Annotated in this window: 13 protein-coding genes; 5 read left to right on the top strand and 8 right to left on the bottom strand. The window is 59.4% G+C overall.

The window, feature by feature from the left end:
• Positions 1 to 557 precede the first annotated feature (557 nt).
• Positions 558 to 1,013: a SymE family type I addiction module toxin gene (locus FOY96_RS16025; RefSeq protein WP_075203913.1), complete on the top strand. Its 456-nt coding sequence runs from the start codon at positions 558 to 560 to the stop codon at positions 1,011 to 1,013.
• A gap of 84 nt (positions 1,014 to 1,097) precedes the next feature.
• On the opposite strand, the gene FOY96_RS16020 is transcribed toward FOY96_RS16025, so the two are convergent.
• The 5 genes from FOY96_RS16020 to FOY96_RS16000 all read right to left on the bottom strand — a co-directional run bounded on the left by FOY96_RS16020 (position 1,098) and on the right by FOY96_RS16000 (position 5,642).
• Positions 1,098 to 1,598, bottom strand: a complete 501-nt coding sequence (locus tag FOY96_RS16020) for an Hcp family type VI secretion system effector (RefSeq protein WP_094934417.1) — start codon at positions 1,596 to 1,598, stop codon at positions 1,098 to 1,100.
• Positions 1,599 to 1,600: 2 nt separating this feature from the next.
• On the bottom strand, positions 1,601 to 1,954 hold the full coding sequence (locus FOY96_RS16015; RefSeq protein ID WP_143347409.1) for a putative T6SS immunity periplasmic lipoprotein: 354 nt from the start codon (positions 1,952 to 1,954) through the stop codon (positions 1,601 to 1,603).
• On the bottom strand, positions 1,951 to 2,511 hold the full coding sequence (locus FOY96_RS16010; protein WP_023334841.1) for a hypothetical protein: 561 nt from the start codon (positions 2,509 to 2,511) through the stop codon (positions 1,951 to 1,953). Before FOY96_RS16010 ends, FOY96_RS16015 begins: the two co-directional genes overlap by 4 nt.
• Before the next feature lie 158 nt (positions 2,512 to 2,669).
• Positions 2,670 to 3,320, bottom strand: coding sequence for an enterobactin synthase subunit EntD (gene entD, locus FOY96_RS16005; RefSeq protein WP_143347408.1), 651 nt, complete (start codon positions 3,318 to 3,320; stop codon positions 2,670 to 2,672).
• Between the two features lie 81 nt (positions 3,321 to 3,401).
• Positions 3,402 to 5,642, bottom strand: a complete 2,241-nt coding sequence (locus tag FOY96_RS16000; RefSeq protein WP_143347407.1) for a TonB-dependent siderophore receptor — start codon at positions 5,640 to 5,642, stop codon at positions 3,402 to 3,404.
• Between the two features lie 146 nt (positions 5,643 to 5,788).
• Between FOY96_RS16000 and fes the strand changes: the two genes are divergently transcribed.
• The 3 genes from fes to entF are packed head-to-tail and all read left to right on the top strand — an operon-like array spanning position 5,789 to position 11,065.
• Positions 5,789 to 6,988, top strand: coding sequence for an enterochelin esterase (gene fes, locus FOY96_RS15995; RefSeq protein WP_143347406.1), 1,200 nt, complete (start codon positions 5,789 to 5,791; stop codon positions 6,986 to 6,988).
• Between the two features lie 10 nt (positions 6,989 to 6,998).
• On the top strand, positions 6,999 to 7,211 hold the full coding sequence (locus tag FOY96_RS15990) for an MbtH family protein (RefSeq protein ID WP_032662857.1): 213 nt from the start codon (positions 6,999 to 7,001) through the stop codon (positions 7,209 to 7,211).
• Positions 7,208 to 11,065 carry an enterobactin non-ribosomal peptide synthetase EntF gene (entF, locus tag FOY96_RS15985; protein ID WP_143347405.1) on the top strand — a complete coding sequence of 1,286 codons (3,858 nt, stop codon included), beginning with the start codon at positions 7,208 to 7,210 and terminating at the stop codon, positions 11,063 to 11,065. Before FOY96_RS15990 ends, entF begins: the two co-directional genes overlap by 4 nt.
• A gap of 77 nt (positions 11,066 to 11,142) precedes the next feature.
• On the opposite strand, the gene fepC is transcribed toward entF, so the two are convergent.
• From fepC to fepD, 3 genes are read right to left on the bottom strand one after another with little or no spacing between them, the layout of a single operon-like run.
• Positions 11,143 to 11,943, bottom strand: a complete 801-nt coding sequence (gene fepC, locus FOY96_RS15980) for an iron-enterobactin ABC transporter ATP-binding protein (protein WP_039264066.1) — start codon at positions 11,941 to 11,943, stop codon at positions 11,143 to 11,145.
• A complete protein-coding gene (fepG, locus tag FOY96_RS15975; protein WP_127353338.1) occupies positions 11,940 to 12,929 on the bottom strand; it encodes an iron-enterobactin ABC transporter permease in 990 nt (329 codons plus the stop codon). Before fepG ends, fepC begins: the two co-directional genes overlap by 4 nt.
• A complete protein-coding gene (gene fepD, locus FOY96_RS15970; protein WP_143347404.1) occupies positions 12,929 to 13,933 on the bottom strand; it encodes a Fe(3+)-siderophore ABC transporter permease in 1,005 nt (334 codons plus the stop codon). Before fepD ends, fepG begins: the two co-directional genes overlap by 1 nt.
• A 108-nt stretch (positions 13,934 to 14,041) precedes the next feature.
• On the opposite strand from fepD, the gene entS reads away from it, so the two are divergent.
• Positions 14,042 to 15,277 carry an enterobactin transporter EntS gene (gene entS, locus FOY96_RS15965; protein ID WP_143347403.1) on the top strand — a complete coding sequence of 412 codons (1,236 nt, stop codon included), beginning with the start codon at positions 14,042 to 14,044 and terminating at the stop codon, positions 15,275 to 15,277.
• Positions 15,278 to 15,357: the final 80 nt, after the last annotated feature.

The following is a 15,357-nucleotide window of genomic DNA, read 5'->3' as shown; positions in this document are numbered from 1 at the left end:
ATAACAAATTGCCAGTTTATGCAAACAAGGGTGGCGATTCTGGAGTCGTTTTTTATGAAACAACTAACGATTCAATCACTGTTCACTTCAGAGATGGATGGAAATATGTTTACGATACCAGTAAGCCCGGGCTCGCTGTAGTGGCAAAGATGCAGCAATTAGCTCATGCTGGTCATGGACTTAATAGCTACATAAGTCGTGTTGTTAAGTCTAATTTCTCTCAAAAGTATCGTTAGTCTAACGCAAGACGGCGATTTTTGCCCTCTTAACGCATCTAACTATATCATTCATGAATGGTGTTGTATTGACTAATTTATTCACATAATATTTAAAAAGATTTTCACCTCAAGATTATTATTCCTCGAGTTACCTCGCATTTATCAAATTCCCCTTATTTTAATTCCCTGTGTATTTATACATGGAAGTATAATGGCCGAAATTAACCCAGCACTGAGATCTGGAAAGATATGTAAAAAGGCAACAAAAAGGAATCGCGGTACAAAGGTGTGCGACCACCTCCATACCGCTAACCACAAACAACTAAACAGGAGTTGATTATGGCTGCGAAGAATTCTATGCCAGAGCGGGCTATTGCCCAAACAGAAAATGCAGATCTAGAGATTCAGCAAGAAAATCGCGAGAAGCTACGCAAAAAACGCATCCGGGCGTTGCATGACGAGCCGGTTCACTCTGCGTATCTTCATGAAAGAGGAGAGGCGGGTTCCGCCTGTGTTGAACTTTATACCCGAATGGAGCGAAACTATCTGCCGTTAACCGGCGCGTGGTTAACCCGCGCAGGGTTTAAAGCAGGAATAGCCGTGAAGATCCGCGTGATGCCGGATTGTATTGTGATTACGCCGCAAAATTCCCGTGAGCTGTGGGGCTGTCTGGAAGGCGTCAGCGCAACGTATACAAATAAGCTGAAAATGATGAAGTGGCTGGAGACGTTTCCGGGAGCGTTAATTGATACGGGGGATTTGCCAGTGAACGAAAGTGGAAAAGGGGAGCGGTAAACATCACGAGGCGATCCTGGGAATGCCAGGATCGCGCTTTGAGCAACCACATATATTAATATTTTATTAGATCAATCAGGATAGTTATGCTCTAGTTTTTTCTTTCTGCGCAGGTTTCATCCATAAATCATCATAAATAATATTGCCCTTGAGATAATTCCATTGAATACCACGGAATCGTAAGCCTACCACTTCATGCATGTTAGGCGCAGAGCTGCCCGGATAGTATACATGCGTGAAATCCAGAGATGAGATTACCACGCTATCAAGTGTGATGGTGTAGATCTCTGTTTCCGCTCCCGCTTCAACAATTTCATAATATTTAATAATTGCTTTTTGCAGGCGTCTTCCTTCGCAAGCGACAACAGCAAGATAAGGACTCACTTTATCTAATTGCTTATGCAGAGTAACCGGACCATGCTGTCTTGTTCCGGTCATATTTCCGGTATGGCTATCGACGGCTTGTTTTATGCCGTAACTGCTGTTCATGATTTCTATAGCACCTTCTCGACCTGGCATCATACAGTCGCCCTGTATGAGCATTCCGTGCTCATCGTAGAGAAATAGGTAAGCGGGTAGTGACATTATCATTCTCCTAAATTTATTAGCTTGCCATTTTTATCGATATCGAACTGATGTACATATTCTTTGCCATTTAAGCCGTAGTGAATTACGTAAGTATGTTCATACTCCCATTTAATATTCATACAAGTATCAGGATAGGAAGCGTTTAAATCACCGTATCCGGATCCCGTCACTATGCTTATCTGATGGGCTTTGCTTGAATAAATTGTATAATATTTCAAAATGTCATTTTTATTTATGCTGAAACAAATATGATTGCCGTTAATAAAAGTTAGTCGTGTTTTGGGGGCTCGTTTACCACCGGGACAGCCGGTAATTGAAATACATATAGCAATAATAACCAGCAGTTTTTTCATCCGGGAAATCCTTTTAAAACTGTTTTATATTTATTCAGGAGGTAATAGAGCGTTTCTTTAAGATGCAGATCCCGGTATTGTAATAAGCTCTGATTTTTCTCCAGACCAAAATATTTCAATAACCAGTAATCGCTTACAATCGATGCTTGCTGCTCTAACCCATAATGCAATAAATCTACTTTATCTAAGCTATAAGTATAGTCAGCAATACCGGAAAATAATCCTCTGGTCCTGACAAACATCCCCTTTTGTGTTTGCCAGACGTGCATCATCTCATGCATAAATCTATGCTTCTTAACTAAGTCGTCCTCTAAAGAGAAATCAGGTGAATAAGTTTCTTCTCTAAACCACATTTCACCATTGGGACTCATCGCTATATCGACAGGCTGGAGATTAAAAGGAAGATAACTTTCCCTGTGCACCCACACCAGATGATAATGGATACTGTAACCATAAAGCGTCTTCGCGAGGGCTATCTCACCGATGGTGAGTTGTCGGATACCGCCTGGGTTAATCGGGGTTCCTGAGGTGGGAATAATGCGTTCATTTACCGGCATCATAAATCCATTTAAATCTTGTGGTTATTGGATTTTTATCTTACTCCTGCAGATATGGAAAAGAAGATTGATATATTCCTAAAAAGTGTTTTTTGCATTGCGAGAAATAAAAGAAGTGAAAGAGTGGCTGAATAAAGATTTTCGATGCCTGACGCGCGTTACAGCAAAGTGATGACTTGATTACCATCAGGTAACCAGTGAACTGTAAATAGCGTATTTTCTTTAAACTCAGCGTGTGGGCGGGTCAGGGCCAGCGTAAGTGTTCTTTCATCGAGCGTCATAATACGAGCGCAGTCAAAACCCATGTAAGTCTTCACCTGCGGAAAGAGCGCCTTAAACAGACTCTCCTTGGCGCTAAAAGCCAGCGTCAGCGCCAGCGCAAAAGGGTAGCCCGAGTGCGTCAGGCATATCGCTTCCTGCGCATCAACGATGCCGTTCTGGATTTCGCGGGCTTCCCGGTCTGGAAGAATGGCTTCGCAATCAATACCTACGAGCGCATCTTGATGACGGACGACAACCGCCATCGCCTGCGTGCCGCTATGAGTAATGCTTCCCGAAACCCCTTCCGGCCAGAGCGGTTCGCCGCTGGGGCCGATGCCGGGGATCGCGCGTTCATTTATCGCGCCGAGCGCATGCGCGGCGGCGATGCGGCCTGCAAGATGCTCGGCTTTGCGTTTGCGTCCGGCGTTTAAAAGCTCAGCGTAGTGGGGGATCCAGAGAAGGTCGGCGTCGGTGAAGGTGGTGGGGTCGAAGGTGACGTGGTGGACGGGGTGGCCGGCAAGAATGAACGTGGTGTGGGTTGTGTGCATGTTTTTCCCTTCAGAATTGTGCGGCCTGATGCCCTCACCCCGGCCCTCTCCCACGGGGAGAGGGGGGAGTTACTGCCTGTATCAGAATCGCGTATTCACGCTCATGTACCAGGTACGACCCGGCTCATTATACGTATACGCTCCCGCACCGTACATATACGCACCGGTGGTGGCGTTGCCCGTGGTCTGGGCATTACCCGCGCGCCACTGGCGTTTGTCGAAGACGTTATCCACGCCGCCGGTCAGGCTGACGTTTTTGGTCATGTCCCAGGTCGCGCTCAGGCCAACGATGCTGTACGGGCTGACTTCGTCTTTCTCAGACCCGGTCACCGGCTGACCTTTGTAGTTGTACTTCTTCGGCTGCTGCTTGCCGTACCAGGTAAAGGTCGACTGGAGCGACACGTCCTGATGGACCTGCCAGCTCAGGGTCGAGTTCAGCGTATACTCCGGAATGATCGACAGACGGTCACCGGTCTCCTTGTTCTTGCTCTGCAGCATCCAGGTGATGTTGTTGGTCCAGTTGATTGTGTCGCTGACCGGCACGTTCAGGGAGCCTTCCAGCCCTTCGACGACCGCTTTCGGAACGTTTTCCCACTGGTAGATATCCGTCTGCACTTTGCCGGAAGAGGTGTGACCGATCGGCGCATAGCCCGCTTCAATCTTGTCGCGATAGTCGTTGCGGAACCAGGTCACGCCCGCCAGCCAGCCGTCGCGTTTCCACTCCAGACCAATCTCTTTATTGATGCTGGTTTCCGCTTTCAGGTCGTCGTTGCCCATCATGTAGCAGCCCACGCCGTCGGAGCTGGCGTAGCAGCCCTGGCCTTTGCTGTAGAGCAGGTAGTTCGGGTTGGTCTGGTACAGGCTCGGCGCTTTATAGGCGCGCGCGATCCCCATCTTCAGCGTGAAGTCATCGCCCAGACCTTGCGACAGGTTCAGGGACGGGCTCCAGTTGTTGCCGACGATAGTGTGGTGATCGAAGCGCAGGGCAGGGGTCAGCATAGTGCTGTCGGTCAGCTCCATGTTGTTTTCGGCGAACAGGGAGAAAATCTCCGCCGAGGTGTACGGGCTGCGGTCGTTTGTCATGCCCGGAATGGTGCCGCCCTGCAGGGTTTGCGTGAAGGAGGTGGAGTCCTTCATGCGCTGCTGGTTCCACTCGGTGCCCAGGGTCAGGTTCTGGTTGACGAGGAAATCAATCGGCAGGTTGATCTCGCTGTGCAGCATCACGTCGGCCAGGTCGGTGTCGGTGAATTTATTGCTGTTGAACAAGCCTTCCGTACCGCCCGCCAGACCTTCGCCCAGGCGGGAGTTGCGGGTGTGTTCGTACTGTGCCCAGCTGCTGGTGGTGATGCCGTTATCCCAGCCGCCGTTCCAGGTCACCGCGAAGTTCTGGCGGTAGATACGGTTAGTCTCTTTGCCGTAGTTCTTCTTCACCAGCGCGCTGTCGTTGTTGGTGTTCTGCGTGTCGCCCGCGTAGAGGTTGTTCTGGCGGCTGTAGCCCGCTTCGAACTCCAGGGACTGCATAGGCGCGAAGTCCCACCGCACCACGCCGTTGATGTCCTTGTTCTCCACGCCCTCACGGCCAGCCGGCAGGGTGTTGGCGTAGGCACCGGTACGATCGGACTGGTGGCCCTGGTTGATGTCCCACGCGTCGGCCTGGGTTTTATCGAGGTTACCGAACATGCGGAAGCTGAAGTCGCCGCCCAGCGGGCCGCTCAGGCTGAAGTTGGTGCGCCTGGTGGAACCTTCGTCCTTATGTTCTGGCGCGTTCAGGTAGGTGTTCCAGGAGCCGTGCCACTGGTCGTCGAATTTTTTGGTGATGATGTTCACCACGCCGCCTGCCGCACCGTTGCCGTAGCGCGCGGCTGCCGGACCGCGGATCACTTCGATACGCTCGATCATCTCCGGCGGCACCCAGCCAGTATCGCCGCGGGTGTCACGCTCGCCGCGCCAGCCCAGACGAATAGAGTTGCGGCTGGTGACCGGCTTGCCGTCGATCAGGATCAGGGTGTTTTCCGGGCCCATGCCGCGAATGTCAATCTGACGGTTGTTTCCGCGCTGGCCGCTGGTGGAGTTCCCGGTGAGGTTAACGCCCGGCATGGTGCGGATGATTTCCGCCACGTCGCGCGCGGGCGGGTTTTTGCGGATCTCGTCGGCGGTGATGGTCGACACGCCCGGCGCCTGTAAATTCTGCTCGGCGGCGGTGATCACCATCGTATCTTCGTGCTGCGCAGAGGCGGTGTTGTCGTCTGCCATGGCGGGCAGCGCGACACCATAAATCCCTAAATTGACCAGCAAGGCCAGAGAGTGAATCTTCTTATTCATTGTACGTCCCGCTTTTATGGTTATTTAATGAGCGCGCTTCCCACAGCGCGGGCATTACGCTATTGCAAATGCAAATAGTTATCAATAATATTATCAATAAAATTTGCTCTGAAACAAAAAAGACTGTGAAACATGGGGTTATAAGGGTGACGACGTTAACAACCGGAAGTGAAGCGTGGTGGCAGTCGAAAAACGGACCTGAATGGGAACGTCAGAAGGAGAAGTGTCGCGTCACCTTCTGGTGGCGGGATCCGGCAGGAACGCAGAAAACCTCATTGGTCAAACGCGTCTGGCTCTACGTTACCGGCGTGACCGATCACCATCAAAATGCCCGCCCGCAGTCCCTCGAGCGCATTCCTGATACCGACGTTTGGCAGTGGCAGGGCGAATTCAGCCCCGAGTGGCGCGGGAGCTACTGTTTTATCCCTTCTGTAAATGAAAACGATTTTGCCGATACCGTGTTTGAAGGCGAACTGCCGGACCGCATGGCGCTGCGCGAAGGCTGGCGCAGGCTGCTGCCGCACGCGGTTTCCGACCCGCTGAATCGGCAGAGCTGGCGCGGCGGGCGCGGTCATGCCGTTTCGGCGCTGGAGATGCCGGACGCGCCCGTTCAGCCCGGCTGGGACCGTCCCGATACGCCGTATCAGCCGCCGGTCTGCATCGAGTGGAACAGCGAGCGTCTCAACAACCGTCGCCGCGTGTGGATTTTTACCACCGGGGATGACGGCCCCGAGCGCCCGCTGGCGGTGCTGCTCGACGGGCAGTTCTGGGCCGAAAGCATGCCCGTCTGGCCTGCGCTGACGTCGCTCACCACCGGGCGCCAACTGCCCCCTGCGGTCTACGTATTAATCGATGCGATCGACATGGAACACCGCAACCGCGAATTGCCCTGTAACCCCGATTTCTGGCTGGCGGTACAGGAAGAACTTCTCCCTCTTGTAAAACATCTCGCCCCCTTCAGCGACCGCGCCGACCGTACCGTGGTGGCGGGCCAGAGCTTTGGCGGACTCTCTTCGCTTTATGCTGGCCTCAGCTGGCCGCAGCGGTTTGGCTGCGTGCTGAGCCAATCCGGCTCGTACTGGTGGCCGCACCGCGGCGGGCAGCAGGAAGGGCGCCTCATCGAACAGCTCAGAACCGGTGAGCTGACCGCGAGCGGGCTGCGTATCGTCCTCGAAGCCGGGCGCAACGAGCCGCTGATTTTCAATGCCAATCAGGCGATTTACGCCGAACTACACGCGCAGCAGCAGGTTACCTGGCGTCAGGTTGACGGCGGACACGATGCGCTTTGCTGGCGCGGTGGGCTGACGCAGGGGCTGATGACCCTCTGGCAGCCGCTCATTCAATAACGGAGTCTGTATGGAATTCAGCAATCCTTTCGATAATCCGCAGGGACAGTTCGCCATTTTGCAAAACGACCAGGGGCAGTACAGCCTGTGGCCGCAGCAGTGCGAACTGCCGGCGGGGTGGCGCGTGGTGTGCGAAGCGCAGTCTCAGGAGGCGTGCCAGCAGTGGCTGGCCGGGCACTGGCGCACGCTTGAACCGTCCCATTTTGCGGAGGGGAGCGCATGAACCGTCTTCCTCTCGTCGCCGCCCAGCCGGGTATCTGGATGGCGGAACAGCTTTCTTCCCTGCCAAACGCCTGGAGCGTGGCGCACTACACCGAGCTGAAAGGCGATATCGACGCGCCGCTGCTGGCAAAAGCCATCGCTGAAGGCATGATGCAGGCCGATACCCTGCGGATGCGTTTTGCCGAGGAGAACGGCGAGGTGTGGCAGTGGGTGGATAACACCTACGTTCTGCCGGAGCCGTCCATCGTTCGCGTTGACGACCACGCGGCCGCCGTGGCGCTGATGGAGGCCGATCTCCACCAGAACCTGCGCGTCGACAGCGGTCAGCCGCTGGCGTTTCACCAGCTGATTCAGGTGGGTGAAAGCCACTGGTACTGGTATCAGCGCTATCACCATCTGGTGGTGGATGGCTTCAGCTTCCCGGCCATTACCCGCCAGATCGCCGCGATTTACACCGCGTGGAAAAAGGATGAACCGACTCCTGGCTCCCCGTTTACGCCATTTGCCGAAGTGGTGGAGGAGAATCAGCGCTATCGCGACAGCGAGGCGTATCAGCGCGACGGCGCCTTCTGGGCGGAGCAGCGCAGGCAGCTTCCTTCTCCGGTCTCGCTCTCTTCCGCGCCGCTGCCGGGACGCGCCGCTACTACCGATATTCTGCGCCTCAAAATCGCCGCCGACGGTCGCGCCTTTAGCCAGCTTGCACAGGCGGCAGGGCAGGCGCAGCGTACCGATCTGGCCCTTGCGCTGGTGGCGCTGTGGCTGGGCCGCCTGACCGGAAGGCTGGACTACGCCGCCGGGTTTATCTTTATGCGACGCATGGGCTCCGCCGCGCTGACCGCGACCGGGCCGGTGCTCAACGTCTTGCCGCTGGCGGTGAATATCAACCCGCAGGAGAGCCTGCCGGAGCTGGCGCTGCGCCTGGCCAACCAGCTGAAAAAAATGCGCCGCCACCAGCGCTACGACGCCGAGCAGATCGTGCGCGACAGCGGGCGTGCCGCAGGCGAAGAAGCCCTGTTTGGCCCGGTGCTGAACGTGAAGGTGTTTGATTATCAGCTGGATATCGACGGCGTGGAGGCCATCACCCACACGCTCGCAACCGGCCCGGTGAACGACCTTGAGCTGGCGCTGTTCCCGGACGAGCAGGGCGGATTGAGCATTGAGATCCTCGCCAGTAAGCAGCGTTACGATGAGGCGACGCTTTCCCGTCACGTCGCGCGCCTGAACGCGATGCTGATGCAGTTTGCGGCCAACCCGGACCTGCGCTGCGGCGACGTGGAAACTGTATCAGAGCAGGAATATCAGCAGCTGGCGCGGATCAACGATACCGGACTGGCGCTGCCGGCCACCACGCTGGCGGATCTGGTGGCGGAGCAGGCGAGCAAAACGCCGGACGCCCCCGCGCTGGCGGACGCGCATATTGAGCTCAGCTATCGCCAGATGCGCGAGCAGGTGGTGGCGCTGGCAAACCTGCTGCGCGCGCGCGGCGTGAAGCCGGGCGACAGCGTGGCGGTGGCCCTGCCGCGCTCGGTGTTCCTGACGCTGGCGCTGCACGGCATCGTCGAGGCCGGCGCCGCGTGGCTGCCGCTCGACACCGGCTACCCGGACGACCGCCTGAGGATGATGCTGGAAGACGCGAAGCCATCCCTGCTCATTACCACCGACGAGCAGCTTCCGCGCTTTAGCGATCTGCCGATTACTGCCTTTAGTTACAACACCCTTTTACCGGCTGTGGATGCAAAACCGCTGCGCCTGGCGAAGCCGGAGCAGACGGCGTACATCATCTTTACTTCCGGTTCGACGGGGCGTCCGAAAGGGGTGATGGTCGGCCATACCGCCATCGTTAACCGCCTGAAGTGGATGCAGGACCACTACCCGCTGGACGCGACTGACGTGGTGGCGCAGAAAACGCCGTGCAGCTTTGACGTGTCGGTGTGGGAGTTCTGGTGGCCGTTTATCGCCGGGGCGAAGCTGGTGATGGCCGAGCCGGACGCGCACCGCGACCCGCAGGCGATGCAGAGCTTCTTCGCGCAGTACGGCGTGACTACTACCCACTTCGTGCCGTCGATGCTGGCGGCGTTTGTCGCCTCGCTGACGCCGGAAAACGTCGACTGCTGCAGAACGCTTAAGCAGGTGTTCTGCAGCGGCGAAGCGCTGCCGACCGAACTGTGCCGCGAGTGGGAGCAGCTCACCCGTGCGCCGCTGCACAACCTCTATGGCCCAACCGAAGCGGCGGTGGACGTCAGCTGGTATCCGGCGTTTGGCCCCGAGCTGGCGGCGGTGCAAGGCAACAGCGTGCCGATCGGCTTCCCGGTGTGGAACACGGGGCTGCGCATCCTTGACGCGATGATGCGCCCGGTGCCGTTCGGCGTGGCGGGCGATCTGTATCTCACCGGCATTCAGCTGGCGCAGGGGTATCTGGGCCGTCCGGACCTCACCGCCAGCCGCTTTATTGCCGACCCGTTCGCCCCGGGCGAGCGGATGTACCGTACCGGCGACGTTGCCCGCTGGCTGGACAACGGCGCGGTGCAATATCTCGGCCGCAGCGATGACCAGTTAAAAATCCGCGGACAGCGCATCGAGCTGGGCGAAATCGACCGGGCGATGCTGTCGCTGCCGGACGTGGCCCAGGCCGTGGCGCACGCCTGCGTGTTCAACCAGGCGGCAGCCACCGGCGGCGATGCCCGCCAGCTGGTGGGGTATGTGGTTTCCGAATCCGGCTTACCGCTGGATCGCGACGCGCTGATGGAAGCACTAAAAGCACAGCTGCCGCCGCACATGGTCCCCGTGGTGCTGTTGCAAATCAGCGCGCTGCCGCTCAGCGCGAACGGCAAGCTGGATCGCAAGGCGCTGCCGCTGCCGGAGCTGACGAGTAAAACCTCCGGCCGCGTGCCGGAAAGCGAATCCGAAATCGCCGTCGCGCAGGCGTTTTCCGCCCTGCTGGGCTGCGAGGTCAACGACATCGACGCCGACTTCTTTGCCCTCGGCGGACACTCGCTGCTGGCGATGCGCCTGGCGGCACAGCTCAGCCGCGCGTTTGGCCGCAGGGTCACGCCGGGGCAGATAATGGTCGCCTCGACGGTGAGCAAGCTCAGCGCGCTGCTGGACTCGCAGATGAGCGACGAGCAGGCGCAGCGTCTGGGGTATGAAACCCTTCTTCCGCTGCGCGAAAGCGACGGCCCGACGCTGTTCTGTTTCCATCCGGCGTCCGGCTTTGCCTGGCAGTTTAGCGTCCTGGCGCGCTACCTCAGCCCGCGCTGGTCCATCGTCGGCATTCAGTCGCCGCGTCCGGACGGTCCAATGCAGCAGCGTGCGGATCTGGATGGGGTGATTGAGCATCACCTGGCTACGCTGCGTAAACAGCAGCCGCAGGGGCCGTATTATCTGTTCGGCTATTCCCTTGGCGGCACGCTGGCGCAGGGTATTGCCGCCCGTCTGCGCGAGCAGGGTGAAGCGGTGGCCTTCCTCGGCCTGCTGGACACCTGGCCGCCGGAAACCCAGAACTGGTCGGAGAAAGAGGCCAACGGCCTCGACCCCGAGGTGCTGGCGGAAATCGAGCGCGAGCGTCAGGCGTTTATTGCCGCCCAGCAGGGTCAGGGCTCCAGCGAGCTGTTTAACGCTATCGAGGGCAACTACGCCGACGCGGTGCGGCTGCTCACCACGGCGCGCAGCGCGCGCTTTGACGGCAAAGCGACGCTGTTTGTCGCCGAGCGCACGCGAACGATGGATCCGCAGGTCGCCTGGGCGCCGTGGGTGGCGGAGCTTGAGGTGTACAGCCAGGACTGCGCCCACGTGGATATCATTTCACCGCAGGCGTTTGAGAAGATAGGGCCGGTGTTGAGGGAGATATTGGGGTAACGTCAAAAGCGCCTCTCCCACAGGGCGAGGGGAGGGGGTGCTCCCTCTCCCTGTGGGAGAGGGCCGGGGTGAGGGCATCAGACCGCACGCTTGCCCAGCGGCACCACCAGCGGCGTACCCGCCACCGGATCGTCAATAATCATGCAGCGCATGCCGTAGATCCGCTCGATCAGATCCGGCGTCACAATCTCTTTCGGCGCGCCCTGCGCCACAATCTCACCGTCGCGAAGCGCAATCAGATGCGTGGCGTAGCGGCACGCCTGGTTTAAGTCGTGCAGCACCGCCGCCAGGGTATACCCCTGCGTGCGGTTCAGCTCGCTCAGCAGCTCCAGCAGGTCAATCTGATGGCTGATGTCGAGCCAGGTTGTCGGCTCGTCCAGCAGCATGATCGACGTTTCCTGTGCCAGCACCATCGCGATCCACGCCCGCTGACGCTGCCCGCCGGAGAGGGTGTCCACGCTCTGCTGGGCAAGATCGGTGATGCCCGTCGCCTGCATCGCGCGGTTCACCGCCTCGTCATCCTCTTTGCGCCAGCGGGTAAACAGCGGCTGATGCGGATAGCGTCCGCGCGAGACCAGCTCCTGCACCGTGATGTCTCCCGGCGTGGTGGCGTTTTGCGCCAGCAGCCCGATGCGCCGTGCCACCTCTTTGCTGACGAAGCGCTGGATCTGCTCCCCGTCGAGGAACACGCTGCCCTCAGCCGGCGTCATCAGGCGGCTCAGGGTGCGCAGCAGGGTCGATTTGCCGCAGCCGTTCGGGCCGATAATCGCGGTGAAATGGCCGTCCGGAATGGCGACGGATAAGTCACGGGCAATGATTTTTTTGCCGTAGCCGAGGGTTAAGTTTTCGCCGCGCAAGCGGGTGGTTGAATCAGTCATTTCCTGCGTGACTCCTGAACGAGCAAGACGATGAGGTAAATCCCGCCGAGGCTGACGGTCACCACGCCCACCGGCAGTTGATAAGGCATAAACAGCCGCTGGGCGCAGAGATCGGCGGCCAATAGCAGCAGCGCGCCGCACAGCGCCGCCTGGGTTAATCCCCAGCGCGCCGTGCCGCTAAGTCGCCGGGCGATGTGCGGTGCCACGAGGGCGATAAACGAGATTGGCCCGGCAATCGCGGTGGAGGCGGCGGTCAGCAGTACGGCGACCAGCATCAGCATCAGGCGCGAGCGCTCGACGCCCACGCCAAGCGCGCAGGCGCTGTCGTCGCCCATCTCCAGCAGACGCATGCGCCGCACCAGCAGCAGCGCGCCGATAAACATCAGCAAAATCAGCGGCGCGGCGGGCCAGGTTTTGCCCCATGTCAGGCCGTTGAGCGATCCGGCGTACCACAGCCCGGCGGAGAGCGCGGTTTCCAGCGAGGCCTGCAGTAAAAGCCAGGTGTTAAAGGCCATCAGCATGGCGCGGATGCCGATCCCGATGATGATCAGGCGAAAGGTGTCGATACCGTTGCGCCAGGCCAGCGCCCAAATCAGTAATGACGTCAGAATGCCGCCCGCCATCGCCGTAAAGGTAATGGCCGTCAGGTGCTGACCAAACAGCACCATCGCCACCAGCACGCCGCTCCAGGCCCCGGTGTTGAGGCCCATCACGTCCGGGCTGCCGAGCGGGTTGCGCATCAGCGACTGGAATATCGCACCGCTCACGCCGAGCGCCGCGCCAACCAGAATCGCCATCGCCACGCGCGGCAGTCGCCACTCCGTCACCACCATGGTGATGTTGCGCGGCGCGCTGCCGAGCAGGGCGTTAAGCACCTGCGCAAAATCGAGCGTCACCGCGCCGCTGCGCAGGCTCCAGACCGCCAGCAGCAGAATGGCAATACAAAGCAGGCATACGCTGGTGAGTAAACGACGGGACGGGGCCATCATGCGCCACCTCCGCGTTTACGGCGTACCAGGAAGATCAGCACCGGCGCGCCGATAAAGGCGCTGACCACCGAGACGCGCAGCTCGCCGGGCACCAGCAGGCGACCCAGCACGTCGGCAAACAGCAGCAGGGCAGGGGTTGCCAGCAGCGTGACCGGCAGCGACCAGCGGTGATCCGCTCCCACCAGCCAGCGCGCCATGTGCGGCATCATCAGGCCGATAAAGGCGATCGGACCGACCACGGCGGTCGCGCTGCCGCACAGCACGGTGATGGCGAACAGACCAATCAGCTGCGTGCGCGCCACCCGGTTGCCGAGGGCGGTCGCGGTGTCGCTGCCGAGGCTCAGGCTGTTGAGCGACCGGCTTAAAAACAGCGCCATGGCGGCGGCGATAATGACCGGGATCGCCACAACTTTTAAGGTTTCGAGGGTGCGGATATCCAGCGAGCCGGCCTGCCAGAAGCGCAGCTGGTCGTAGACGTCCGGGTTGAGCAGGGCGATACCGTTGGACAAACCTTCCAGCACCGCCGCGAGCGCTACGCCCGCAAGCGTCAGGCGTACCGGGCTCAGCTGCCCGCCGCCCTGGCTGCCGGTAAAGGCGACCACCAGCGAGGCGGCCAGCGCGCCGCAGAAGGCCATCACCAGCTGCTCGGAAGGAGATGTCAACCCGAACAGCGCCGCGCCGAGCACGATGGCAAAGCTGGCGCCGGAGTTAACGCCGAGAATACCGGGATCTGCCAGCGGGTTACGGGTAAGGGTTTGCATCAGGGCACCGGCAAGGCCGAGCGCGCCACCGGCCAGCAGTCCGGCAAGCGTGCGGGGCAGTCGGGCGTCGAGCACGATGACGCAGTCGGCGCTCTGGCAGGTGCCGGAGAGCGCATCAACGATAACGGACGCGGGCAGCGGCTTCGCGCCGACCAGCAGGCTGAGTGCAGTCGCAAGGATCAACAGCAGCAATAAAACGGGCACGGCAACGGCGCGCACCGCGGAAGAGGAAAACGACATAGCAACATCCATGATTTGATAATGATAGTGATTATCGTTATCTATCTTATTTGGCTATGTTAGCATGTGCGCCCATGGAATGGGTAGAAATAGACTCAAGGCTTTGTCATGAATCAAAAATCCTGGCTGCTCAACCTCAGCCTGCTGAAAACGCACCCGGCGTATCGCGCCGTTTTTATCGCTCGCTTTATCTCCATTTTGTCCCTCGGGCTGCTCGGCGTGGCCGTGCCGGTCCAGATCCAGACCATGACGCACTCCAGCTGGCTGGTGGGGTTATCCGTCACCTTAACCGGCGGGGCGATGTTCATCGGCCTGATGGTCGGCGGCGTGCTGGCGGACCGCTACGAGCGTAAAAAGCTGATCCTGCTGGCGCGCGGCACCTGCGGCGTGGGCTTTATTGGGCTGTGTCTGAACGCGATGCTGCCGGAGCCGTCGCTGCTCGCGATGTATGCCCTGGGGCTGTGGGACGGTTTCTTCGCCTCGCTGGGCGTGACGGCGCTGCTGGCGGCGACGCCCGCGCTGGTCGGGCGCGAGAACCTGATGCAGGCGGGGGCGATCACCATGCTCACCGTGCGTCTGGGCTCGGTGATTTCGCCGATGGTGGGCGGCCTGCTGCTGGCGACCGGCAACGTGGCCTGGAACTACGGGCTTGCGGCGGCGGGAACCTTTATCACCACGCTGACGCTGCTGCGCCTGCCGCTGCTGCCGCCTCCGCCGCAGCCGCGCGAGCATCCGCTGAAATCGCTGATGGCCGCGATTCGTTTCCTGTTCAGCAACCCGCTGATTGGCGGGATTGCGCTGCTCGGCGGCCTGCTGACCATGGCGAGCGCCGTGCGCGTGCTCTACCCGGCGCTGGCGGGAGAGTGGCAGATGAGCGCCTCGGAGATTGGCATTCTCTACGCCGCCATTCCGCTCGGCGCGGCGTGCGGGGCGCTGACCAGCGGCAACCTGGCGCAGGGCGCGCGTCCGGGGCTGATTATGCTGCTTGCCACGCTGGCGTCGTTTATCGCCATCGGCTTCTTCAGCCTGATGCCGGTGTGGGCGCTCGGGGTGCTGTGTCTGGTGATTTTCGGCTGGCTGAGCGCCATCAGCTCGCTTTTGCAGTACACCCTGATCCAGACCCAGACGCCGGAAGGGATGCTCGGGCGCATTAACGGTCTGTGGACGGCGCAGAACGTCACGGGGGATGCGATTGGTGCGGCGATCCTCGGCGGGCTGGGGGCGATGATGACTCCGGTGGCCTCGGCGAGCTGCGGCGGGTTTGTACTGGCAATTATTGGCGTGATTTTGTTAGTGGCGCTGGTGGAATTGCGGCGGTTCAGGCAGGAGAGTGCTCCGGTGTGATTTGCCGGGTGGCGGCTGCGCCTTACCCGGCCTACATTTTGCACTCGTAGGCCCGGTAAGCGAAGCGCCACCGGGCGCAG

It is taken from the genome of Enterobacter asburiae (assembly GCF_007035645.1).
In the GTDB taxonomy this organism is placed as follows: Bacteria; Pseudomonadota; Gammaproteobacteria; order Enterobacterales; family Enterobacteriaceae; genus Enterobacter; species Enterobacter asburiae_B.
The sequence above is the reverse complement of the archived record's forward strand: the minus strand, read 5'-3'. Positions and strand labels throughout refer to the sequence as shown.

Excerpts from the sequence above, each read along its gene's own strand:
- FOY96_RS16025 (WP_075203913.1), top strand. The coding sequence starts at position 558 with ATGGCTGCGAAGAATTCTATGCCAGAGCGGGCTATTGCCCAAACAGAA.
- FOY96_RS16020 (WP_094934417.1), bottom strand. The coding sequence starts at position 1,598 with ATGTCACTACCCGCTTACCTATTTCTCTACGATGAGCACGGAATGCTC.
- FOY96_RS16015 (WP_143347409.1), bottom strand. The coding sequence starts at position 1,954 with ATGAAAAAACTGCTGGTTATTATTGCTATATGTATTTCAATTACCGGC.
- FOY96_RS16010 (WP_023334841.1), bottom strand. The coding sequence starts at position 2,511 with ATGCCGGTAAATGAACGCATTATTCCCACCTCAGGAACCCCGATTAAC.
- entD (WP_143347408.1), bottom strand. The coding sequence starts at position 3,320 with ATGCACACAACCCACACCACGTTCATTCTTGCCGGCCACCCCGTCCAC.
- FOY96_RS16000 (WP_143347407.1), bottom strand. The coding sequence starts at position 5,642 with ATGAATAAGAAGATTCACTCTCTGGCCTTGCTGGTCAATTTAGGGATT.
- FOY96_RS15990 (WP_032662857.1), top strand. The coding sequence starts at position 6,999 with ATGGAATTCAGCAATCCTTTCGATAATCCGCAGGGACAGTTCGCCATT.
- entF (WP_143347405.1), top strand. The coding sequence starts at position 7,208 with ATGAACCGTCTTCCTCTCGTCGCCGCCCAGCCGGGTATCTGGATGGCG.
- fepC (WP_039264066.1), bottom strand. The coding sequence starts at position 11,943 with ATGACTGATTCAACCACCCGCTTGCGCGGCGAAAACTTAACCCTCGGC.
- fepG (WP_127353338.1), bottom strand. The coding sequence starts at position 12,929 with ATGGCCCCGTCCCGTCGTTTACTCACCAGCGTATGCCTGCTTTGTATT.
- fepD (WP_143347404.1), bottom strand. The coding sequence starts at position 13,933 with ATGTCGTTTTCCTCTTCCGCGGTGCGCGCCGTTGCCGTGCCCGTTTTA.
- entS (WP_143347403.1), top strand. The coding sequence starts at position 14,042 with ATGAATCAAAAATCCTGGCTGCTCAACCTCAGCCTGCTGAAAACGCAC.